Source organism: Brochothrix campestris, assembly GCF_046058945.1.
Taxonomy (GTDB): domain Bacteria; phylum Bacillota; class Bacilli; order Lactobacillales; family Listeriaceae; genus Brochothrix; species Brochothrix campestris.
The window spans coordinates 1,261,309-1,285,706 of the sequence record NZ_CP175511.1; the positions used below are offsets into that span (position 1 = coordinate 1,261,309).

A 24,398-nucleotide genomic window follows, 5' to 3' on the forward strand; every position below is an offset into this window, starting at 1 on the left:
CCAAGAGGGACTGCGCATCATTTACTTATTTTTTACCTTTTGATTTAGGTTTAATTTCTTCCATGATGTATGCTTCAAGAATATCTTCTTCTTGCATATCGTTGTAGTTTTCTAATGTAACACCACATTCAAAGCCCATTGTAACTTCTTTAGCATCATCTTTAAAGCGTTGTAATGAAGCAAGTAAGCCATCAAAGACAACAATACCGTTACGGATAACACGAATTTGGCTCTTACGTGTGATTTTACCTTCTGTCACATATGTTCCGGCAATTGTACCGATTTTAGAAACAGCATATGTTTGACGGATAATCGCTTTACCGATTACTTTTTCTTCAAAGACAGGGTCTAACATACCAGTCATCGCTGATTCAATTTCATCAATTGCGTTATAGATAATGTTGTGTAAACGGATATCTACTTTTTCAATTGTTGATGCTTCAAGCGCTTGTGGTGTCGGACGAACGTTGAATCCGATAACGATTGCGTTTGATGCAGCCGCAAGTGTTACATCTGACTCATTAATCGCACCTACAGCTGTATGGATAATGTCAACGCGAACGCCTTCGACATCAATCTTACGTAATGAGGCAGCTAATGCTTCAGCTGATCCTTGAACATCGGCTTTAATGATAACATTAACGTTTTTCATTTCGCCTTCTTTCATTTGTTCGAATAAGTTATCTAGACTTACACGGTTAATTGAACGACGGTGTTCAACAACAGCACGTGATTCACGCGCTTCACCTACAGCACGAGCTTGTTTCTCGTCAGCGAACACAACGAAGTGGTCACCTGCTTGTGGCACTGTGTTTAAACCAGTAATTTCAACTGGAGTTGATGGACCGGCTGTTTTAACACGACGACCTAAATCGTTAACCATTGTACGAACACGGCCGTAAGTATTACCAACAACGATTGAGTCAGTAACGTTTAACGTACCATCTTGTACTAATAAGGTTGCGATTGGACCACGGCTCTTATCAAGACGCGCTTCAATCACAGAACCGATTGCTGTACGTTGATCGTTTGCGCGTAATTCTTGTACTTCAGCAACTAATAAGATCATTTCAAGCAATTCGTCTAAGTTTTTACCGAATTTAGCTGAGATTGGTACGAAGATAGTATCGCCACCCCAAGCTTCAGGTACTAAACCATATTCAGTTAATGATTGCATAACGTTATCTGGGTTTGCATCTGGTTTATCGATTTTATTAACCGCTACAATAATTGGCACATCAGCCGCTTTTGCATGGTTAATTGCTTCGATTGTTTGTGGCATAACACCATCATCAGCAGCAACAACTAAGATTGTAATATCGGTAATCGAAGCCCCACGCGCACGCATTGTTGTAAACGCGGCATGTCCTGGTGTATCAAGGAAAGTGATTTTTTTACCTTCTAATTCAAGTTGGTAAGCACCGATATGCTGTGTAATTCCGCCGGCTTCACCGTCAGTTACTTTAGAGTTACGTAAGTTGTCAAGCAAGGTTGTTTTACCGTGATCGACGTGACCCATAATAGTAACAACAGCCGCACGTTCAGTTAAGTCTTCTGGTTTTGTATCATCTTCGAAGTATAAGTTTAAGTCAGCAGTATCCACTTTCACTTCATCTTCAACGGCAACGCCATATTCATTACAAATAAGTTCAACGGCATCTTTTTCTAATGATTGGTTGATTGTCGCAACGACACCAAGCATAAATAATTTTTTAAGAACTTCAGACGCTTCACGACCTAATGCTTTCGCTAATTCACTGACTGTCATTGTTTCGTCAATCATGATTTTTTTAGGAAGTGGTACTAACATCTTTTGTTTTTGCGCAGCAATTTGACTTGCTGATTGTTTTGGTTTACGACGACGACGGTTGTTGAAACGGTTCGCTGGTTGGTAACGGCTGTTACCTCCGCGGTTGTTTCCGCCCCCTGTTGGTTTAGAAGCTGCGGCTGCAACACTGGCAGCACTTGCTGCTGGTTTAGTAGCAGGTTTCGCCTCCACTTTTTTAGCTGCTGGCTTAGCAGCAGGTTTGTTCGTTTTAACATCAGCTTTTTTTGGCGATGCAGCTTTAGTAGCTGGCTTAGACGTTGCTGGTTTCGTTTTTTTAGTATCCGTTATAGTTTCCACCTTATCTAACTCTTTTGACTGAGCTTTATTTTGTTTTGTTGCGGCTGGTTTCGTTGTTTTAGCAACGGGTTTCGCCTTTTTTTCAGTTGGTTTAACGACCGCTTTTTTAGCCGGTGCTTTGACACCGCTGAATTTTTTTGTATCTAATTGTTTCACTACTTCTTCATCTAACAGCGACATGTTGTTTGTAACAGGAATTCCCATTGCATTCAATTCGTCGATTACTAACTTATTTGTAACTCGTCTTTTTTTCGCGTATTCATGAATTCTGATTTTCGCCATATCGAGCACCTCCGTTATTTGTCAGACAGTAATGAACGTATTTTCTTCGCAAATCCGCCACTGAGCACGCCAAGAACAACCCGATCAAATTTACCAATTGCCGCACCGAGATCTTCACGAGAGCCGTAAATCACATAGGGTGTTTCATAAAAAGTACATTTGTCGATCAATTTTTTTTGTGTTCGTTCAGAAGCATCTGTTGCGATAATGACTAATTTTGCTTTTGATTTTCGCGCATCTGCAATTACAAATTCTTCACCTGCAGTAATCATTCCTGCACGCATTGCCATTCCAAGTGTAGATAATACGTTATCACTAGTTTGCATTGTTAACCTCATTTTCCAAATAAGCAATCACTTCATCGTAAAATGAATGAAAGTCATTTTTTGCATTAAATGCAGTGCCTAAGCTATTGCGTTTCTTCGCCTTTTTAGCGATGTCAACAGACTTAGTTATATAAGCGCCACGACCCGGCAGTTTACCTGCGGGATCAATCGCGATTTCACCTTCTTTAGAATAGGTCATTCTAAGCAATTCTGCTTTAGGCATCCGTTCATTGGTGACGATACACTTACGTAGCGGTATTTTTTTCACCATGATCTCACCTCCGTCTGAATTATTCTTCTGTGTTAGCAGCCGGTTCGATATCAACAACAAAAGTTGGAGCTGTAACTTCTTCAACAACTTCTTCTGTGACAACTGGTTCAGCCGTAACTTCAGCTGTCACTGTTTCGACCTCAACAGGTGCAGCTTCTGCTTCTTTGTCGGCTTGAGCGCCTTCAACGAATGGGAAGATACCTAATTCAGCAGCGTTTGTTTCGTTTTTAATGTCGATTTTCCAACCTGTTAATTTAGCAGCAAGACGGGCATTTTGACCACGTTTACCGATTGCTAATGATAGTTGGTAATCAGGCACAACAACAGTTGTTGATTGGTTTGTTGGATCGACAGTGACGTTTACAACTTGAGCTGGGCTCAATGCATTAGAAACAAATTCAACTGGGTTTTCAGACCATTCAACGATGTCGATTTTTTCGCCTTTTAATTCATCAACAATTGCTTGGACACGTTGCCCTTTTGTCCCAACACATGAACCAACTGCATCGATTTCAGGATCTGATGAAAAGACCGAGATTTTAGAACGGTCGCCAGCTTCACGTGAAACCGATTTAATTTCAACTAAGCCATCATAAATTTCAGGCACTTCAATTTCAAAGAGGCGTTTTAACAAACCGGGATGTGTACGTGACACATAGATTTGTGGGCCTTTTGATGTTTTTTCAACTTTCGTAATGTAAACTTTAATACGGTCATGTGCGTGGTAACGCTCATTCGGCATTTGCTCATTTTTCGAAAGAATCGCTTCTACTTTACCAAGGTTCACATAGATGAAACGAGAATCTTGACGTTCTACGATACCTGTCATAATGTCATCTTCACGATCGATGAATTCGTTGTAAATAATGCCACGTTCAGCTTCACGAACACGTTGTGTCACAACTTGTTTCGCAGTTTGTGCCGCTACACGACCAAAGTCACGTGGTGTCACTTCGATTTCAACTGTATCGCCAACTGCAAAAGCCGAGTTATATTCGTGTGCTTGTTCAAGCGTAATTTCAAGGCGTGAATCAAGAATTTCATCCACTACTTCTTTTTGCGCGTAAACATGCATTGAACCTGTTGTTTGGTTAATGTCCACACGAACGTTTTGCGCTTGATCAAAGTTACGTTTGTAAGCTGATTCAAGTGCTGCCTCTAATGCTTCAATAATAAAATCTTTTTCAATCCCTTTTTCGCTCTCTAAAACTGTTAGAGCATCTAATAATTCTGTACCCATTTCGTTCACTCCCTTATTTAATTAGCTGACTCGTTAAAATTGAATTGCTAAACGTACCATAGCAATTTTTTTAATGTCGAATGTCAAATCTTTATCGGCGATTGTGACTGTGATTGATTCGCCATCGTATGCTTTTAATGTACCTTCATGTTCCTTACTGTCTTCGAACGGTTCGTACAATTTTACGTTAATGAATTGACCGATGGCACGTTCAAAATCACGTTTTTTCTTCAATGGTCGTTCTGCTCCTGGAGATGACACTTCAAGGAAATAGTTTTGTTCAATCGGATCTAACTCATCCAATTTCGCGCTAATTTCGCGGCTGACTGCAGCACATTCTGAAATATCAATACCTGCTTCAGTATCCACATAAATACGGAGGAACCAGTTGGCACCTTCTTTTAAGAACTCAATATCGACTAATTCAACATTAAGGCCTTCCACAATTGGCTCTGCAATCGCTGTAATTTGCTCTGTAATTTTACTCATTTCGACCTCCTAACCTCTGTTTACAGCACAGTGACTGATTGCCACTTCATGCTGATGTCAAAACGAAAGAGTGGGCATATACCCACTCTCCGCTGACAACTATCTAAACTTTACATACTAAATATAGCATAAAAGCACCGTTCTTGCAACTATTAGCCGTTAATCAAGCACGTCTTCTGCGTTTTATCATCATTTCCAATCAATCGCTTTCAGTAGCTTCTTTATCTGTTTTGCTAATGGCTGTGTTTTTAGCGCCTAATTAATTAGGCCACGACCGCTTCTGCTTTCATCAAAAAAACACTCCCACATCAATTCGTTTGACTGAATTGACGTAGAAATGTCGTTTATGCTTGTTATCCCTTAAAATAATGACAACTGATTTTCATCTGGCAAGCCGTCTAAACAACCCATATCGCTCATGTAATCAATAATCGTTTGCGATACTTTTCCGCGTTGTTTCACATCTTCCTTCGATAAGAAGATGCCATTATCACGAGCCGCTTCAAGTTGTTTCGCCACGTTTGTTCCTAGCCCAGGAATCGAGTTGAACGGCGGAATCAGTGAATCGCCTTCGATGATAAACTCATCTGCGCTCGACTTGTATAAATCGACTTTTTGGAATTTAAGACCACGCGCGACCATTTCATTGGCTAACTCTAGCACGGTTAAGAGGTTCTTCTCTTTCGTTGATGCTTCCATGCCTTTATCGGTAATATTTTTCATGCTCGCCATGATGGCTTGCTTGCCGTTGACCATTGCAATTAAATCAAAGTCATCTGCGCGAACGGTAAAGTATGTCGCATAATAAAACAATGGATGATGGACTTTAAAGTAGGCAATGCGTACCGCGTTCAAGACATAGGCTGCGGCATGGGCTTTCGGGAACATGTACTTGATTTTTTTACACGAATCGATGTACCAATCCGGTACGTTTTCAGCGCGCATGGCCGCTTCCCATTCTTCAGGAACGCCTTTTCCTTTACGCACTGATTCCATGATTTTAAAGGCTAATGATTCTTCGACACCCATGTAGATTAAGCCGACCATAATATCATCACGACAACCGATTACTTCAGACAAGACAGATTGTCCTGACTTAATTAATTCCTCAGCATTGCCTAACCAAACGTCGGTTCCGTGTGATAGACCAGAGATTTGGAGCAATTCACTAAAGGTACTTGGATTCGTTTGTTCGAGCATTTGTCGAACGAATCGCGTGCCGAACTCGGGTACACCGAGCGTGCCTGTCTTGGAGTTGATGTCTTCTGGCGTAACGCCTAATGATGTCGTGCCTGAGAATAAGGCGAACACATCAGGATCATCCGTCGGAATATCGGCTGGTGAAATGCCGCTTAAATCTTGTAACATCCGAATCATTGTCGGATCATCGTGTCCTAAAATATCGAGTTTTAAGACGTTATCGTGAATCGAATGAAAATCAAAATGGGTGGTACGCCATTCTGAGTTAACGTCATCCGCCGGAAATTGTATCGGTGAAAAATCGTAAACGTCCATGTAATCAGGAATAACAATAATCCCCCCAGGATGTTGTCCGGTTGTCCGCTTCACGCCTGTACAGCCATTCACTAAGCGGTCGGTTTCTGCACCGCGAATATGGAGGTCGTTATCGCGCTCATACGCTTTTACGAAGCCATAGGCTGTTTTTTCGGCAACGGTACCGATTGTGCCTGCCCGAAAGACGTAATCTTCCCCAAATAATACTTTCGTATAGTTATGAGCTTGCGCTTGGTAATCACCCGAGAAGTTTAAATCGATATCGGGTACTTTATCCCCTTTAAAGCCTAAGAAGGTTTCGAACGGAATATCATGGCCGTCTTTATCATAGTTCGTGCCACATTTTGCACAGGCCTTATCGGGTAAGTCGAAACCAGAACCGACTGAACCATCATGGAAAAACTCAGAGTGTTGGCAGTTGGGGCAAACGTAATGTGGTGGCAAGGGGTTTACTTCGGTAATCCCTGTCATCGTCGCTACAAAAGACGAGCCGACCGAGCCACGCGACCCTACGATATAACCATCATCGTTTGATTTTTTTACGAGCTTTTGTGAAATCAAGTAAATAACGCCGAAACCGTGACCGATAATACTTTTTAATTCTTTTTCTAAACGGTCGATAATAATCTGGGGCAGTTCGTCGCCATATTTTGCACGAGCATTCGTGTAACTCATTTCAGTCACTTCTTCGTCTGCCCCTTCGATTTTAGGTGTATAGAGCTTATCTCGAACAGGGACAATTTCTTCACACCGATCGGCGATGGCGTTCGTGTTCGTTACGACGATTTCAAAGGCCTTGTCTTTGCCCATAAACGCGAATTCTTCGAGCATCTCATTCGTCGTGCGGAACTGGACGTCCGGCAATGGATTACGGTTAAGCGGGTTGGCGCCCCCTTGTGAGTTGATGAGAATTTTACGGTAGATTTTATCTTTTGGATCCAAGTAATGCACATTTCCGGTTGCTACAACGGTTTTTTCTAATTTCTCACCGAGTGCAACGATGTTTTTAATAATGTCTTGTAACTCCGTACGATCTTTCACCATCTCACCATCGATTAACGGTTGGTAAACAGTCGGTGGCATTACTTCAATAAAATCGTAATAATGCGCTGCGTTTTCCGCTTCAACCGCACCTTTTTGCATCATTGCCATGAACACTTCGCCACGGTCACAACCTGAACCGACAATGATTCCTTCACGATGTTTATCAAGTAGTGTTCGTGGTACGCGAGGCACACGGTGCAAGTAATTTAGATTCGACGCTGAAATAATTTTGAAGAGGTTTTTTAACCCGACATCGTTTGTCGCTAACAAGGTCGCATGCGAGGGGCGCGCTCGTTTATAAGCATCGCCTTCACCAACATATTGATTCAACTGGTCGTGCATCGTAATCTGGCGGTTTTCTTCGGCGTCTTTAATAAGCTTCCATGCCAGGTAGGCAGTTGCTTCAGAGTCAAAGATGGCGCGGTGATGTTGTTCTAAAATAATGTTAAACCGTTTCGTTAACGTGTTTAAACGATGGTTTTTAAATTGCGGGTATAAGAAACGCGCTAACTCTAACGTATCGAGCACTGGATTAGTCGCTTCGCCAAAGCCATGACGTTTGTAGGCAGCGTTTAAGAAGCCCATATCAAAGCTGGCATTATGTGCCACTAAAATATCGTCACCGGCCCATGCTTTGAAACGGGTAAACACTTCAAGCTCCGTTGGTGTATCAGCAACCATCTCATCGGTAATCCCGGTTAAGTTAATGGTGGTCGCACTTAACGGATGCCCCGGATTAATGAAGGCCTCGAATTCGTCGATTTTTTCACCATTGACCATGCGGACGGCCCCGACTTCAATTACCTTATCGTAAACGGCTGATAAACCCGTCGTTTCAAAGTCAAATACGACATATGAAGCGGTCTGTAATGCGAGCGGTGCTTCATTATAGGCAATCGGAACACCTTCATCGATTAAGTTGATTTCGGTGCCGTATAAAATTTTAACGCCGTGTTTCTTGCCAGCACTATGCGCATCAGGGAAAGATTGTGCCCCTGAATGGTCGGTAATCGCGATTGCCTTATGCCCCCACTTGGCTGCCTGGGCAACAAGATCTGCGGTTGGTGTCACAGCATCCATCGTACTCATTGGTGTGTGTAAATGTAATTCCACCCGTTTTTCGCTAGCGGTATCTTCACGACCCTTCACTTTAATCTCGTTAATATCTTGTGCCATTAAAATTAATTCTCGTGAGAAGTTATCGTTTTGCACTGAGCCACGTACTTTAACCCAGATGCCTTTTTTGATGCCGCCAAAAATAGAGCTGTCATCTTTATCTCGTGAGAACATCTTCACGATGATTGAGCTGCGGTAATCGGTAATCTTAAACTGAACGAGTGAACGGCCACTGCGTAATTCACGCACTTCTGAGGCAAATATGTAACCTTGGACAGTTACCTTTCGTTCTTCATCAACGATTTGATCCAAGGTCATCATTTCTTCATTCGCCTTAATTGGCAATCCTAAAACTAATGGGCCACTCGGAACAGGATTGTCTTTCGCTTGATTCTCGACACGTTTTTGCATCTCGTTTAAGGTCGCTAACGCTTTTGCCTTATCTTCTTTCTCTTTGTTTGCTGTGAACTGTTTAAAGGCTTCTGACTCACGGTCAACCGCTTTAACTTCAATCGTAAAGCTATAGCCTGTCATCCCCGCCTGTTCCATTAAGGGCAGCAGCGCGTTGCCACATTTTTTAGTCATCACTAATTTTTCTGTCTCATTATCAGCCGCCAATTGAATTTTATTGTTGGCAATGAGCGGCACTTGATCAGCGAAACGTTGCCCAATCATCGGTGACGACTCACGAATTTTATTGGCAAAGAACGGCCAGTAATCAGCTAAAATCGCATTGGTGAGTTCGCCTGCCTTTGAAACAAACTTAAACTCCGCCGAATGGATATGCTCAAAGCTATTTGTTAAGGCTTCTGTTAATACGCGATACGTTGTACCAGTTAAATATGTTTCTATATCAATGACAAACTGCCACCGTTGACTTTGTTCATGCACAACGACCTTTGCTAACGAAGCGTGTGTCAGTTCTGCACGGATGAGGTCATTATCCATCAAGCCGATTTGTTCAAGCAAGATGTGTAATTTGTTGGATTGACTGTTATTTTCCATGTGTTCATCTCCAATTGGGATATTTCTTCTACAAAGATTAATTATAGCAAACTTCAAGCTATTCTCAAACAGACGACCTGAAGAATCAGCTGAAAAACATGAGTAGATTGCTCGTTTTGCCCTCTCTCTTTATTTTTAGTAACTTTATGTGGTCATTTTCTTATTTTAAAAGGGTCGTCTCGAAAATCACCGGGCAAACAATTAACCAAACTTACGATTCGAAAGGTGCGCTCCTTTTCATCACATTGGTTTCTTTGCCATCAAAAAAACCACCATGTCCGATGGCGGTTACATTTGAAAGTGAAATTTGCTCGTTCAACAGCGTATAAATTGGAAAGGTCGTGCTAGCGACTATTTGTTTGAAAGTTGAAATGAGTAGTTAGACAGTAGCATCGCCTAGTATGACGTACAGTAATAAATAGAGCGTGCTGATGGCCAAGCTAAGCCCAATTAAAAAGAGCAACATCGCCACTATTCGCGGTACGCTAAAACGCATACGCCATCCACCCCATAAAATAACGGCACTGACTGCGAAGGCAGCCACGAAAAGTAAGATATATAAGTATCGTTCCTTCATTATTTCAATAATAGCCATCAAATCGCCTCCTTATGTCTCTCATTGTTGCTTCTTACTGCTATCCCCTTATAAGCAAAAAAACAAACCCTTATGTATTAACACCGAAAAAGAAAACGATGATTAGGAATAGCAACGCACAGAGTGTGAACAAAAAGCCTGTTCCAATGATAGTCACTGCTAAAACAGGTGCTATTTTGCGTCGTAACTGCCAACCACTATAACAAAACGCCATACTAACAAGGCAGCCGATAATACCACTCAGCAGCATAAGCCAACGTTCCTGGATAAGATACCCTAGCATTTAACCACTCCTTATCTTTTAGTTCATTACAAACGAAACACCAGCGATAAAAAGAAAGATGGCTGGGATAAAGAGGATAAATCCTACCACCATCACTGGTATCATCACAACATCCGTTAACTTCACTCGATAAAAAAGTGGCAGTAACATCATTGCCAACGACAGTAACACGACACTTGCAAGCACCGGAAAAATAATCGTTGCAAAAAACAATTGAAAAAGACCTAATCCGAGCAATAGCGCAGCGATGATTCGCAAATGACGCTGTTGTTTCTTTGTGATTGTTAAATAAAGCAATACCGCAGTACTTACAATGAGCAGAATCATGAGGCAAGTCAACGGAATTAATACTAAACTCTGATCGAAATACAACGCTCTCCCCCTTTCTACTTACCGCTAGTATAACGGAGTTAATTTGCTTTAGCTAGTCATAAAAGACTAACCATTCAACACCGTTTTAATGACGACAATCGATGGGTGCAACTGCCTTCTTTGAGAACGAACCGCTTCAACGCTCGCAAACTGTAGTGGCTGCACCGCCACATCGACTTCCTTCATTTAAAAATAAATTAATTGCGTTATATTGGGATATACAACTATTAATTCATCCACTAAAAAAATTCATTTAATTGTCTCCCTTTGCTTTCGCTAATTACTCGATTAAATTAAAAAGCCGTGCTATGCTCAGTTCATATGACAAGGAGTGATAACATGCGTAAAGCAGCCTTAACAGATTCCGTTAAAAACTACATTGAGAACGGTATTCTAACAGAAAAGTTTCCGCTTGGTTCATTACTACCTGCGGAACTGTTATTTGCTCAAACGCTTGGAGTAAGCGCACATCCTGTAAGAAAAGCAATCGAGCACCTCATCAAAAACGGTGTTCTCCAAAAACAGACAAATGGCCGTAAAATGATTGTCGGCTTTAAAGTAATACCACTGCGAGGCGATAATGACATAACAGAGTGTTTCAGTTCTAACAGCCTCTTGATGCACTCTTTTCTCGTTAGACGTACGCTTGAAACTGAGACTGCTCGTATTGCTGCACTCAAAGCAACCGCTGCTGACATCCAACAACTGCGGCTCTATTTAAATAATTTGTTGGTTGAACTCAACAGCCCCACTCGTTTAAACGATGATTATTATTTAGAAGCGGCCTTTTATTTCCACCGGTCACTTGCTCAAGCAACCCATTATACGCCATTAATAGAAGCAATCGAGCAGTTGCGCGCGACTATCGAACTGCAACAATTCTTAATGTTAAAATACCGCACGATTGTTGCCGATGATGGCTCCGCACAAACAGCTCTGTTCGACGCAATTACTGCAGGGGACAGTGCTCTAGCTTCACAATTGATGTGATTGACTAAAAAAAGAGACCAATAGTGGCCTCTCTCGTGAAGTTAGTCATTGTTTTAAACCATTTCATCATGCTTGAAAAACTGAGATACTTCAAACATTGTTAAATCAGGTAACACTGTCACGGCTCCTTGTAATTGATCCGTTTGACCAATGCAAACGGCTACCATTTTCGCCTTATTTGCTGCTTCTATCCCCGCCTGTGAATCCTCAAACACTAAACAACATTCAGGCTCAACTCCTAACAACTGCGCCCCTTTAAGAAACACTTCCGGATCCGGTTTTGCCTCAGAAACCATATTGCCATCGACAATAGAATTGAAGTAAGGCAGTAGTGCTGTTTTCGTCAAAATAGCACTAGCATTTTTACTCGCCGAACCTAGAGCAATTGGTATTTGTCGTTCATTTAACGTTTCTAAGATACGGCGTACCCCTGGCAAAACCGCTGTTTCATCTAAGTTATTAATATAACATTGATACAAAAAATGGCTGAAGGGAACGATAATTTACCTAGTTCACGATACGATTTACTTTTTGCAAATACCATCGCCAATACCAGACCAATCGTAGCTCCCGATCCCCCTACATTCATAAATAAGGTCCACAAACCATCAGCAACTTCGTTTGGAATCGGCTGACCACTGCGAAATGCCTCCATATTCATTGCAATATTATTTAGAAAAATTGGTGTTGTTATTCCTGCCAATAGATTTGGACCATGGATACCTAACGTCCACAAACCAAGGGCTAACAACGTAAATACCAGTAAACCAGGAATCGTATTTAAACCGAACACGAACACCAGCGGTTTGAAAGTTGTGTTTTAATACCATTCAATTTAACACAGCTCTAAAACTTCAACTTGATATTGAGTTTACTAACTAACGTTTTAATACCATTCAATTTAACACAGCTCTAAAACTCCATTACTGTTCCAGCGCCTAAACCACCAGTTTTAATACCATTCAATTTAACACAGCTCTAAAACCATATTCATTATCATTAATCAAATCAGATTGTTTTAATACCATTCAATTTAACACAGCTCTAAAACGCGTTCCCCTTCGCTGGCGCGTCCTCTGAAGTTTTAATACCATTCAATTTAACACAGCTCTAAAACGCGTTATAAGGGTCATAACAGATAGCCTTAGTTTTAATACCATTCAATTTAACACAGCTCTAAAACAAAAGAAATATCTAGAAATAATAAAAGAAGGTTTTAATACCATTCAATTTAACACAGCTCTAAAACTGCTGCTCTATCTCTCTATCTAGTAAGCTAGTTTTAATACCATTCAATTTAACACAGCTCTAAAACCCGCCAGCGTTGAAATGAATAGAAATGAACGTTTTAATACCATTCAATTTAACACAGCTCTAAAACTTCTCGATGTAATCTGCTATCTCGTTAGTCGTTTTAATACCATTCAATTTAACACAGCTCTAAAACCCGTTTGCATAACCATGACCTTTTCCGATTGTTTTAATACCATTCAATTTAACACAGCTCTAAAACTATATATTAATTATACACCATAACATAGCAGTTTTAATACCATTCAATTTAACACAGCTCTAAAACTAGTGAACCACATAGTGCAATAGAAAAGTAGTTTTAATACCATTCAATTTAACACAGCTCTAAAACAAGTCGGTTATATGTTCGGTAAAGAGATAGGTTTTAATACCATTCAATTTAACACAGCTCTAAAACTTGTTTTTTGCGCTTCTTTGGTAGGCGCTGGTTTTAATACCATTCAATTTAACACAGCTCTAAAACCTAGTACCATTTGAAAAGGTTACACTGTCTGTTTTAATACCATTCAATTTAACACAGCTCTAAAACGCCCGATTATTAGAACAACACAAAAAAGATGTTTTAATACCATTCAATTTAACACAGCTCTAAAACCACGAAAGCGGAGGTGACGCGTTTGAACAAGTTTTAATACCATTCAATTTAACACAGCTCTAAAACACGATACCGCCTTTTGCGTAACCGTCCATTGTTTTAATACCATTCAATTTAACACAGCTCTAAAACAAAACAAATGGCCTGCGCGTTTTATTCCAAGTTTTAATACCATTCAATTTAACACAGCTCTAAAACCTTCAATGATATAGAAAAGATTAGACAACGGGTTTTAATACCATTCAATTTAACACAGCTCTAAAACCCCAGTCTTCTACTTTGTCAAAAAGACTGTGTTTTAATACCATTCAATTTAACACAGCTCTAAAACTTTCACTGTTTTAATCATCTTAGAAACTTTAGTTTTAATACCATTCAATTTAACACAGCTCTAAAACACGAACAAGCAAATGATTACACAGAGGGTGGTTTTAATACCATTCAATTTAACACAGCTCTAAAACCTCAAATGCGTCGATTTTGTCATTGCTGTTCTCGTTGCGCGATTCAAAATTGAATGGTATTACCGCCAAAATTCGACGTAATCCTCATCGATATGTAACGTTTTTTCGTACATTAGTGCTTTTTGGTGGTACTGTGGCTCGATTACCAACAATTTCACTTGGTGATACAATGCATATTTATAAATTTCAACTAGTTCGTTCGCGTTAAAATAACAGCGAATGTTATTTAGCACTAGTACCCGCACCAATACTAATTCGGCAATTACATCAATAATCGCTAACAGACGTTGGAACATCGTCGTTTCTTCGATATCAATGCGCAAATTAAACATTTTAAAAATGGTTGCCAGACTCGTCGCATCATCCACTGTTAATTCAATTGCACACTCGGTTAGTTGGTCAGTAATCAAACTTCTTAGTTCAACTATTTTTTGATCGATAACATCAGTTTCCTTACTTATATGATACCGCTTTTCAAGCTGTTTGTAAATTTTAGTAACCAAGGTGCGCTGCTTAAAGTCAAACCCAAACACATCGGTAATGAGTAGCAGTTCTTTGGCTAAGACTAGCCGTTCGCCCGCTTCATACAATTGAATTTCAATCGGAGCTGGTTCGTCGTTAAGTGTTTGGACGAAACTCTCAATTATTTCACGATAAAAACGCTGATTCTCAATTGCCAGAATAACGACACTTTCGTCATCAAACGCAAGCGAATGTTCCAATTGGAAGATTTCAAGGTTCAAAAAATCACCAACCGTTTCTCATTAGCTACGACGTGGTCTTGCTCTTTTCCAACCATTAAGTCGATAGCAGCATATTGTTTTTCAGTGACTGTCAGCACTTGCACTAACCCTTTCGTCGGACAAGCTTTCTTGATGCGCTTGCGCAATAAATTGGCCGCTGTGCCATTTAGTACGAGCTTAGCATAAACAGATTGTTGCACCATGATAAAGCCTTCTTGGATTAAAAATTTTCGAAAATGACGATAGGCTCTTTTTTCTTCGGTTGTTTCAATCGGTAGGTCAAAAAAGACAATCAGTCGCATAAAGCGATAACTACTCATGTTGGAAAACAAGCTGTTTTATTTGATTCGCATCCGCTGTCTCAATCGCTTTAAAGACGCTTTTTAAGTAGATTTGAATCGCTAAACTAACAAAATGGCTTTGCTGTTGAATGATGACCTTGTCATTCAGCAGGTTCACAAGACCCATTTTATATGATTGATCGAACACTTGCGCTTGATTGTGATAAACAAAGGCATCGACCAACGGCCGAAACGGCTCCATCAAATCCGATGACAAATTGAAGAAATTAAATTGATTCGTATGCTTTAAACCTATTTGTGTTAAGTACCCTTGACTCACAATTTCTTTATTAAAACTTGATAATAATATCGTATAGCCGTAATTTAACGCTGCATTGATTGAACCAGGCTCATCACGCGTAAATTTTTTACCGAATAACGCATTGAAATATACTTTAGCCGCATGACCCTCACGATTTGTTTCATCATAGAGTTGTAAATCTTGCACGTATTGCTGCAACTTATCTGCTTCTGGTAATGCTAGTTGTGCTAATAATAGTTGTTGCTGCTCAATTTTAGCTTTAATAACAGCTGTCCAGATTACTCGTTGCACCGCTTGCGGCCACGCAACTTGTTCTTTAATTTTCTTACTCGTGTTATGGGCACCATAATAGGGAACCAACTCACTTTCAGGCTGTCGTTTTTCATCGCAAAAGATGACCTTCACCTTTTTCTTCATCAGCTCCGAAATTAAATATGCTGTTATGACTGTTCGTGTAGAATCGATTAGCAATGTATGTATTTCAGACAAATGAATCATTTGCTGTTGCTCACCTCGGATAACTAAATACCCGTTTTTATAGGATAACTTCACATGCTTGGTAATGACTACCGTACGCCAACTCATAACATCCCTTCTTTCGATTAACTAAAATCCTCAATTGATTGATATAAGCCTGTAATGGACTGGTTGATTATTTTCAGGTTATTCGAGATTGGTACATTGCCTAACCGTCCTTCTCGCTCTGTCAGACCAAGCAGTTTTAAATTACCATTTGTGGCATTCGCACGCATTACTTTGATGATTTCTTCGATGATGATGACTTTTTCATTGAAGGTACACACGTTAAATCGCTCCGCGGCCGCTGTCAGTTTAACTGCGACATTTTTGAATATCTTGAAATCAGAGGTTATTTTTAACAGCAGTTCGTCAAAAACGACGGTTAAATCACTGCTGCGGTACTGCTCCAAAAAGCTTGCTTCGGCTGCTTGTTTTGCACTTATTAGATAGATGATTTGTGCCGCTGCTTCGCTAACAACTAATTGACGCGCATTATGACGTTCCGTCGGTCCTGCCACATAAAGGGCACAGTTGTCATTTTGAATTAATTGATATTTTAAAACCCGCTCTTTTAGTATTTGACATGGCCCACCGATACAATCTGTCACATAGGCTTGTAAAGTCGTTTGACCCGTATCAATCAATACTTTCGTAGCCATCGGAATCCCTAACAAACGACGCTTTTGTTTATTTTTCACAGGATATTCAATCAAACTATAAAAGGCATAATTAACATTTGTGTAACCACCATAGAGTGATACCCCTAAATTTTTCTTTAATGGAATCGTTTTATCCGCTGCTTTTAACGCCGGATAAATCGTCTCTTTAAATAACATCCCCGACTGTTCTTCCACTTTTCGAACAATATTACATTGTTTAAAATTGAGGGTTCGTCTCACTTTGGCAATGTCGGTTTCAGGGTTCCAAAACAATTCACCTGTTTCATGATTGAATGTCGGTTTCGCCAAACTTTCAACAATGAAAGAAAATTTCGGCTTCGTCGTTGTTTTACGCAAATCGGCCAAGTACTTATTATAGCCTTCGTAAACAAATTCCATTTCTAATTTAGGGTATTTCGACATGATATACGTACCGATAAAGCTTACTAAATAAGCATCTTGCGCATGGTGATAATCATTCACATTACGATTTTTGATAAAGTTAAATTTATGTCGTAAATCGCTCACTAGCCCTGCCTTAATTGCCACAACCTTCGTATCTGTTTGGTACTCTTTTTGCAACAACTGAGTCACATGCTTCGTGATTTGTCGTGTTTCGACCAATTGCCGTGCCACAAAACCTTCTTTATCTCGATCAGTGATTTTAGTGCGTGTTAAATTACGGAATTTCTTTTCACCAATTAAGCCAGCGCGTTTCAGTTGTTCCCAACGGGTGCGATTTTTAGTAATCACAGTGGAATCTAATAATAAGTCGGCACCCTTTCGTTGGTTTTCACTCCGTTTGACCAACGCTAAATTTTCGATACTGTTATCTTTTATATAACTTTGCGGTAATATATGGTCAACTTCATACGAAGATAGGTCGTTAATCTGTAATGTCTCACCCGTATACATACATTTACCATTTTGAATGAAATAAAGAAATAACCGTTGTTGACTGATGTTTTTGCGATGCTCTCTCAATTCGGCTAACAGCTCTTTATTAAACGCATCTGTTTCAATTTTTAGTTTAGCAAAGGCTTTTTCGATGAATTTATCACGTGTGTTTGTCCGTTTTGATTGTTCATCCGAACGAGCAAATTCAATAAAGATGTTTTTAGCTGGTCGTTTTTTTACTTTCTCAAGTTCCTTAACGATTTTAATGGCTTGCCAAATTGCCTTCTTATTTGCAGGTGATGTTGCCAATTCATCAATGACTTCTTTCGAAAGGCCACGTGTTTCTCCCTCAAATTGCTCATCAATAATCGTTTGGAAACCGTAGTCTTTCTGACGTAGCACCTGCATTAAATTGTCATTCGTTTGCCATAATAAAGCGAGCAATGACTGTGGTTCATTATCGACTAATGGTGCCGCAACTTTAATCTCTGTCAATAATTTTCGTGACAATCGTCCCCAACCTCTTAAACGTAAATTGGCCAGCTCCGTCACTTGTTTTGCTGTCAGTTGCGGATAAGCTTCCAACTTACGGCGCATTATCTTTTTATCTTCAAAAACGGTTGACCAGTAGATGATTTGTTCCACCATTGCTTGATTCTCTGGCTGATTCACAAATTCAGCACCTAAAATAGACTGTAAACGGTGGTAAGCCGTTAATGATGTCGCAAATTCAGTTTCTTTTTGCGTGCCTTGAATTGTTGCTACCGTAAGATGCTCATGCTCCGCCAACCATTTTTTTAATTGTTTATGGGTCACTTTTTGCTTATGCATAAAGAGGCATTCATAAATGCGCTGTTTTAAAGCAACATCAAGTGGTCGATTATCTAAGCGGATTTTATTCAACTCATTTAAAACTTCAAATTTGGCGTAAACCAAGGAGTTCTTTGGCAAGACGTCTTCGTGTAATAAATAGGTGCATTTATTTGTCATGCGTTTAATGAAAGCTTCCGATGACGCATCAATATCAACCATTTCTTCAAAGTTAAACGGTGTGATTTTACCGACTTGTTTACGAATCATCCATGCAAATTGACTATCTTTTTCATCCGCTAGTGGACCGACATAATAAGGAATTCTAAAAGTCAGTAACTTTTGAATGTTAGCTGCTTGCTCTCGTAAAAACGGATAAAATTGGCCTTGATTTTCTAGTATGGCTAACAATTCTTGCTGATGGACTTGAAAAGGAATCGCACCATTGCCGCGATGACGTTGAACTTCCATAAAGTCATCTACATCGATATCAGCGAGGAGTTGTTGAGCAACATCATTTCCCGCGAAGCGATTGTGTTCGAGTAAACCTTTGGCTCTTTTTAAGAAATCTTCTTTTAAATTCGTATTTTTGATATAATTCGCATAGCTCGTTTCAAATAGTTGACGCTCTTTCATGGTGACATCGTCTTGGCGTAGAAGCGTTTTAACTGCTGCCAAATCGGCAGCATGTTTATGATAGGTAGCGACTTTAGCTGCACTCACATTGTTTTTGCCTTTCATAATCTCATGTAAAACAATACTACTATAAATGTATTGCGCCTTCTCAACGATACTAAACTGTTCTTCATCCAATACATCATTAAGCTCTGCTAATTTAACATCAATGTCCTCAGCAGCCATGGTAACATCTTTGCCTACTTCAAGAAAACTGTCGTTATCAAATAAGATAGCGATATTAGCTTTTAATCCAACAATGAGATTAAACAGCTGTGTGAGACGTTTCTTGGATTCTTTAATGGCTCCAGTTAACGACACGCAGTCTCTCACCTTAGTACTTTTATTTCGCTGATTATCTGTTAAAATTGCTGAAAGACTCGCAATATTGACGTCATCGAGCAAATAATTATCAATCAAGCGGAATTTCGCTTGTAGGTCTCGCAAATCATCACCCACTTGACTACCCTTCATTGTAAATGTTTGTTGTTCATAAACAAAATGACCTCGGTATTTGATAATATGATGTAATGCAAGGTAAATCTCACGGATATCTGCCGCTTCAGTAGTAGTCATTAAATGTTGGCGCAAATGATAAATAGTCGGGAATTTTTGATAATAATCGACATCACTATAAGATTCATCTTGAAAAAGGAGCGATCCCTTATATGTTTTTTGATTGTCTTTAGGTGATAAAAAGGCTTCTTTTAGACGAATAAAGAAAGATGGATCTGTTTGTAAAATGTCTGCTTCGAATAAATCTTCTAATAATTGCAAACGGAATTTACGATGACGTAAACGGCGACGTGTACTTCTATAGCCACGTCGTTCGGCAGCGGCTTGCCCTTCTTCGAACAATGACACACCCCATAAATTCTTTTTCTTAGCCTGTAGTAACTCGTTATCGTTACTAGCCGTTACTGCCCACCCAACACTGGCAACGCCAATATCCAATCCGATATTATAGTCTGTATTTTTGTTTTCATTCGTCATTTTCATCCCTCTTTCAGTTAGTATGTTGACATTTTGTCAGCCTCGTTATACAATTAACTTGTATCATTCATTCAATTGATACCATTCAATTTAACACAGCGAGTTAAAATAAACATTTTTGTTTAGCGTCTTTCATTAGATGACCTGCCATCAGGTCTTTTTTTTTGCGTTTTTTTAGTAAGCCCTTACATTTTTATCATACCGCGACTTTCGCTTACTGTCACCATTTTTTCATGTAATATATTGTTGATTAAATAAAAAAGAGACTTCATCTCTAAAATTGCAGACAAAGTCCATCAATTTGTATTTTCTTTGTTTTTCACCGATTCAATCAATTAATGCTGTTTTCATCAAACGTTTTATTTCCGAAGACTCTATTCCGGTTAACACACTTATCTCTTCATTTGACATTCCCTTCGTGCGCATTCGGTGGATTATTTTCATTTGATTCTGTCTTTCTCCTCTTTCAATTCCTCTTTCAATTCCTCTTTCTTCTGCATCTGCCATAAAGGCCTCTTGAATATCTCGTGCTTTTTGTGTTGCATCTACCATCGTTCGCTCCTCCTTCGATAGGTTTTGATACTGTGCTAAATGACAAGCCTGCTGTAAATAAGGCGGTGCCTGCTTAGAAACAACGCCCGTTTTAAAATAGCGTCTCCACTCATTAATGACCGAACGCTGATGTGGTTGTCGCTTTGCTAATTCAAAAAAAGTTAGCGCTATTGGCGGCTGCGCCCCGGACCTTTGGTATGGCAAATTAGCCGCTTTATTATATAACTCAAAGTGCTGGAGTACGCCTTCACTTTGAGGAAACAAAATAAAATCAATGATGTTGATGCCAAAAACAGGTGTTAAGCTACGGTATTTATTACCCACTGTTTGTTTACTGTAATTGGCAATGTAGGTTTCGAGCGCATAATAAAGCACTCTTTCTTTGAAAAACTGATGTTGCTGTAACTGCACTTCAATCGTGACCACACTGCCATCACTTAGTTCCGCTTTAAGATCAACCTCGGTGTCTTGAAGCTTATGTGTGGCGTGATCCTTATAAAAAGTATCAATGGCATACGGTGTCGTAATCGTTACGGTCTCAATCGGCAGACCAAGGACATCAGTTATCAAGCCTTTTAAAACGTTTTCATTTCCTGACGATGCAAACACCTTCTTGAATAATAAGTCGTTCGTCGGTAAGTATTGCTTGGGTATCAAGCCCTCACTCCCTTCCTCAAACGGTTATTGCCCTTCTTATTTCACCGTAACATTTTTTGAATCAAGGCTCAACTGATTTGATGCTCCACAAAAAAGCATCGCCCAAACTGCGGGCGATGCTTGCTTCACTTGACTATTAACTCGTTATCTTTTCGCTAACCGCGCTCGCAAGGCTGGATCACTAGCATAAATATATAAGCCATGAATCCCCCGCTTCATTAAAACGTTAATTGAATTAAGGATGATTTGTTCTTTAATCGCTTCGACATCGGCAAATCCTTCTTTACCACTAAAGGCACCTGTATCAGCATAATGAGCCGTGATGATTTTTAGAGCGCCTGTTTCTTCATCATATGAAACAGACGGACCTAAAATAACGCCGACATAGTTCAAATCAAAGCCTTGAACTGTATAAATAGAGCCCACTTCATTAATCGATGTGTTTCTTTCGGCCCAGGTTTCTTTATCGACGATGTTCCATGGTAATTTAAAGGCACCTTCTTCAACGTAATAGGTTGCACCATCTTTTTTATGTTGATAATCAAACGTAGAAACCATTCGAGCTAAACCACCGGCTCCATTTTTTTCTTTGATTCGTTCAAACAGCTGCTGTGCATCATTAAATACTTTGAAGTCAAAATTTTCATCAGTTGGTAATGGCAATATTTCACGCTTAACAAAGGCATCAATCCAATTTATAACAGTATCATTTGCCTTCATCCGAAATTGATTTTTCAAGACATACGGGGCTTCAGTCGTATAATCAACGTTCAACTGAGCTAACTTTGTATCATCCCAATAGCTTTTTAATTTAAGTACTTGTTTATCGTCATAGACAACGATGGTAATTTTACTATGTTTGATTATTTCTTCTAATTGATTTTGTTCTTGAAAGCCATTAAAACGGTCCGGCCGCGATAACAGTAAATGGGCTTCATCAACTAGGACAATATCAGCCTTAGTTTGATGCTGTTTCATTTCATTAATAAAGGTCGTTGGTTTTTTGAAATTGTTTTTCTTTAAACTCTTTACTTGGGAGGCGATTTTCAAGTAGGTCTTTAACATCTCCCCATGATTAACGAGTAACCGGTTAGTCGTCTGATAAAGGGGTGAATTTTTTGTTTGTGACAACTCTTGCAATTGGTTAAAAACGGCACTTAAAATAATACTTTTTCCAACACCCGCTTCACCTTTAATAAAAAACACAAACGGTTTAGCATCATTAATATGCGTTTCACAGCGTTCAATAATAGTCGTTTTTAATTCGAGTTGCTCGGTTGAGAGTTGTTTAAACGGTGATAACTTATAAATATCTTTATTTTCAATTTGATCGGCACTATGATTTACAAAACCGGCCTGTAATAATTTGCGCCAAATATCACTAAAAACAATATCATCAAAAAAATTTTTATTGTAGTAATTATGGGTGACACTCTGAGCCGTTTGACTTTTATTTTGCAGGAGGTACTTTTCATCCGCTAAGAAATAATTAATTAGCTTCGTTTCGATATTATAAGTAGCAGATTGATTAAAGGCTTGATGACTGAGAACACGGACATCGACTAACTGTTTACGCGCAGGGTTTTTCAAATGCTGTTTAATCCGATTTTTAAGGGCGACTGTTTCTCCGATGTACACTTCTTTTTGGTTATTCAGTAAATAAACGGTGGGATAATCGACTATCAATTCATCCGAAATCGTCGCTAAGGCCGTTTCTTGAAATGAAAACTGTTTGATTTGCACTTCTGTCATGCTCGTTCACCTCATTTTAGTAGATAACTTAAGTATAACGGTTGTTTCAAACGTTGCCTAGTCCACCACGACTTTTTAACCGCTAGTTACTCGCCTCCAATCGACATAAACAGGTATACTAATGGATGGAAGGAGGTGATAAAAATATTCCATGTTGCCCTTTATGCCACTCATTTGACAACCTCTCTCACGATTGAAACGATGCTTCAACAATGCTCGCACAAGACCTTTACTATCCACAGTTATAACAAAGCCGCTAAACTACGTAAACACCTCACAACAACTCGTTTTGATTGTTTCATTATCGTAACCACTGAACAACTCCCTCAGACACACGCCTTAGTAACAACCATTCGATCCCATGATCAGACCGTTCCGGTTCTCTTTGTCGTCTCTTCAGTCCATCAATTACCAACATTACTCTCTTTTCAGCCGTTCGATTGCCTCTTAACTCCTTTAACAACGGTTCCTTTTGTTGCAGTTATTAAGCGCCTGCTCCACTTTTTAAATCAGTCCGAACGCTACTTTCGTTTCAACGAGCACCATGTACAGCAACGACTGCCCTTATCCGATATTCTTTATTTCGAAAAAAACCGTCGTTTAGTCATCATTGTGACGGATAGTGAGAGCTACTCGACCTATTTAACAACGGCCGCAGTCAAGCAACAGCTTGACAATCAGTTTGTTCAAATTCATCGGTCGTATATAATTAATAGTCGCTCTGTGTTGACCTATAATGCGACAACGGTCACCCTCAAAGATGCTCATCATGAAAAAATCAGCTTACCGCTTGGTCGCACCTTCAAACAGCACGCATTGCAACAGTTAAGGCACCAACGGTTTTAAAAACAAAAAAACACACCTTTGTATGGAGAGAAGGTGTGTTACATATGCATATGAAGAGTGTTAATACGGGAGTTGCCAATACTAATTAGTGTCGCACCACAGCTGTGCAAAAACCACTACGAGCTTACCGTTAAACAGAAGGCGATGATGAGTGCAATGCCGAAAAATTAGCTCGTGGCGATTGCGGTTACATTCGCAAACGCAAAGATGGCGAGAATGAGGTGTGGCATAAATGCAACAGTCATCACTTGCAACAGTTTTATCGCTAACAGTTCTAAGATAGTTGTGGCCAACGTTCCAGCGAAAAACCGGGCAGTGATAGTCAACAGCTGACTGTTAATTGGGAACATTTTTTTTCGTGACACAGGTCATAAAAAAATGTGTGTACGTGCGGTTCCAACATAGTGGCTCACCAATTCCTTGCGAGCAATTACCGCACCATAAACAGCGACAAATGCTATAGTAATCGTTGTTGCCAACGAAAAAACACCTCGAAATGCGTTTGAATTGAATCGGTTCGTTCATAAAAACCAACCACGGCAAAAAAGCGAAAAAAGCGAGGGACAGCCGGCACTCATCAGGCTAACGCTCAACAAATGATGCCGAATCAGACGGTATTCACAGCGAACGATACTCAATCGAGTGACGCTTCGTTGCATCGTAATA

The 24,398-nt window shown here is 39.8% G+C and carries 20 protein-coding genes and 1 CRISPR repeat array; of the genes, 2 read left to right on the forward strand and 18 right to left on the reverse strand.

The features are described from left to right. Nucleotides 1-25 precede the first annotated feature (25 nt). The 9 genes from infB to ACJYYY_RS06290 all read right to left on the reverse strand — a co-directional run bounded on the left by infB (nt 26) and on the right by ACJYYY_RS06290 (nt 10,618). Nucleotides 26-2,407 (reverse strand): translation initiation factor IF-2, encoded by a 2,382-nt coding sequence (gene infB, locus ACJYYY_RS06250; RefSeq protein ID WP_408868720.1) that lies wholly within the window; start codon nt 2,405-2,407, stop codon nt 26-28. A gap of 14 nt (nt 2,408-2,421) precedes the next feature. After that, on the reverse strand, nt 2,422-2,733 hold the full coding sequence (locus tag ACJYYY_RS06255; RefSeq protein WP_408868721.1) for a L7Ae/L30e/S12e/Gadd45 family ribosomal protein: 312 nt from the start codon (nt 2,731-2,733) through the stop codon (nt 2,422-2,424). Then, a complete protein-coding gene (gene rnpM, locus ACJYYY_RS06260; RefSeq protein WP_035313723.1) occupies nt 2,723-3,004 on the reverse strand; it encodes an RNase P modulator RnpM in 282 nt (93 codons plus the stop codon). Before rnpM ends, ACJYYY_RS06255 begins: the two co-directional genes overlap by 11 nt. A gap of 19 nt (nt 3,005-3,023) precedes the next feature. Then, a complete protein-coding gene (gene nusA, locus ACJYYY_RS06265) occupies nt 3,024-4,244 on the reverse strand; it encodes a transcription termination factor NusA (protein ID WP_084038505.1) in 1,221 nt (406 codons plus the stop codon). Nucleotides 4,245-4,277: 33 nt separating this feature from the next. Then, the gene (rimP, locus tag ACJYYY_RS06270; protein WP_035313724.1) at nt 4,278-4,733 is read right to left on the reverse strand and encodes a ribosome maturation factor RimP; all 456 of its coding nucleotides are present in this window, start codon (nt 4,731-4,733) and stop codon (nt 4,278-4,280) included. A 360-nt stretch (nt 4,734-5,093) separates the two neighbouring features. Further along, nucleotides 5,094-9,413 (reverse strand): PolC-type DNA polymerase III, encoded by a 4,320-nt coding sequence (locus ACJYYY_RS06275; protein ID WP_408868722.1) that lies wholly within the window; start codon nt 9,411-9,413, stop codon nt 5,094-5,096. Nucleotides 9,414-9,792: 379 nt separating this feature from the next. Next, nucleotides 9,793-10,008, reverse strand: a complete 216-nt coding sequence (locus ACJYYY_RS06280) for a hypothetical protein (RefSeq protein WP_035313725.1) — start codon at nt 10,006-10,008, stop codon at nt 9,793-9,795. 70 nt (nt 10,009-10,078) lie between these two features. After that, nucleotides 10,079-10,291 (reverse strand): hypothetical protein, encoded by a 213-nt coding sequence (locus ACJYYY_RS06285; protein WP_035313726.1) that lies wholly within the window; start codon nt 10,289-10,291, stop codon nt 10,079-10,081. An 18-nt stretch (nt 10,292-10,309) separates the two neighbouring features. Continuing rightward, entirely contained in the window at nt 10,310-10,618 is a 309-nt protein-coding gene (locus ACJYYY_RS06290; protein WP_408868723.1) for a hypothetical protein, read from the reverse strand. Nucleotides 10,619-11,002: 384 nt separating this feature from the next. Here ACJYYY_RS06290 and ACJYYY_RS06295 point away from each other — a divergent pair, with 384 nt between their 5' ends. Then, nucleotides 11,003-11,653, forward strand: a complete 651-nt coding sequence (locus ACJYYY_RS06295; RefSeq protein WP_035313728.1) for a FadR/GntR family transcriptional regulator — start codon at nt 11,003-11,005, stop codon at nt 11,651-11,653. Between the two features lie 53 nt (nt 11,654-11,706). Here ACJYYY_RS06295 and ACJYYY_RS06300 read toward each other — a convergent pair whose 3' ends face one another. From ACJYYY_RS06300 to ACJYYY_RS06335, 8 genes are all read right to left on the reverse strand, one after another. Beyond that, the gene (locus ACJYYY_RS06300; protein ID WP_051456865.1) at nt 11,707-12,132 is read right to left on the reverse strand and encodes an HAD family phosphatase; all 426 of its coding nucleotides are present in this window, start codon (nt 12,130-12,132) and stop codon (nt 11,707-11,709) included. Next, nucleotides 12,105-12,452 carry a PTS transporter subunit EIIC gene (locus ACJYYY_RS06305; RefSeq protein WP_408868724.1) on the reverse strand — a complete coding sequence of 116 codons (348 nt, stop codon included), beginning with the start codon at nt 12,450-12,452 and terminating at the stop codon, nt 12,105-12,107. The genes ACJYYY_RS06300 and ACJYYY_RS06305 overlap by 28 nt, the downstream gene beginning before the upstream one ends. An 18-nt stretch (nt 12,453-12,470) precedes the next feature. Then, nucleotides 12,471-14,026: direct repeats of the CRISPR family, unit length 36 nt; unit sequence GTTTTAATACCATTCAATTTAACACAGCTCTAAAAC. 59 nt (nt 14,027-14,085) lie between these two features. Then, nucleotides 14,086-14,769, reverse strand: a complete 684-nt coding sequence (gene csn2 / locus ACJYYY_RS06310) for a type II-A CRISPR-associated protein Csn2 (protein ID WP_408868725.1) — start codon at nt 14,767-14,769, stop codon at nt 14,086-14,088. Continuing rightward, entirely contained in the window at nt 14,766-15,089 is a 324-nt protein-coding gene (gene cas2 / locus ACJYYY_RS06315; RefSeq protein ID WP_232217904.1) for a CRISPR-associated endonuclease Cas2, read from the reverse strand. Before cas2 ends, csn2 begins: the two co-directional genes overlap by 4 nt. Then, complete coding sequence (gene cas1 / locus ACJYYY_RS06320) at nt 15,082-15,957, reverse strand: type II CRISPR-associated endonuclease Cas1 (protein WP_035313731.1); 876 nt, start codon at nt 15,955-15,957, stop codon at nt 15,082-15,084. The genes cas2 and cas1 overlap by 8 nt, the downstream gene beginning before the upstream one ends. 17 nt (nt 15,958-15,974) lie before the next feature. Beyond that, nucleotides 15,975-19,925, reverse strand: a complete 3,951-nt coding sequence (gene cas9 / locus ACJYYY_RS06325; RefSeq protein ID WP_408868726.1) for a type II CRISPR RNA-guided endonuclease Cas9 — start codon at nt 19,923-19,925, stop codon at nt 15,975-15,977. A 327-nt stretch (nt 19,926-20,252) separates the two neighbouring features. After that, entirely contained in the window at nt 20,253-21,134 is an 882-nt protein-coding gene (locus tag ACJYYY_RS06330; protein WP_051456866.1) for an Rpn family recombination-promoting nuclease/putative transposase, read from the reverse strand. Nucleotides 21,135-21,278: 144 nt separating this feature from the next. Beyond that, nucleotides 21,279-22,886, reverse strand: a complete 1,608-nt coding sequence (locus tag ACJYYY_RS06335) for a DUF2075 domain-containing protein (protein WP_035313734.1) — start codon at nt 22,884-22,886, stop codon at nt 21,279-21,281. A 135-nt stretch (nt 22,887-23,021) separates the two neighbouring features. Between ACJYYY_RS06335 and ACJYYY_RS06340 the strand changes: the two genes are divergently transcribed. Then, complete coding sequence (locus ACJYYY_RS06340) at nt 23,022-23,732, forward strand: LytTR family DNA-binding domain-containing protein (RefSeq protein ID WP_035313735.1); 711 nt, start codon at nt 23,022-23,024, stop codon at nt 23,730-23,732. A gap of 167 nt (nt 23,733-23,899) precedes the next feature. Here the strand turns inward: ACJYYY_RS06340 and ACJYYY_RS06345 are convergent, their stop codons facing one another. After that, nucleotides 23,900-24,082 carry a hypothetical protein gene (locus tag ACJYYY_RS06345; protein ID WP_198015695.1) on the reverse strand — a complete coding sequence of 61 codons (183 nt, stop codon included), beginning with the start codon at nt 24,080-24,082 and terminating at the stop codon, nt 23,900-23,902. Nucleotides 24,083-24,398: the final 316 nt, after the last annotated feature.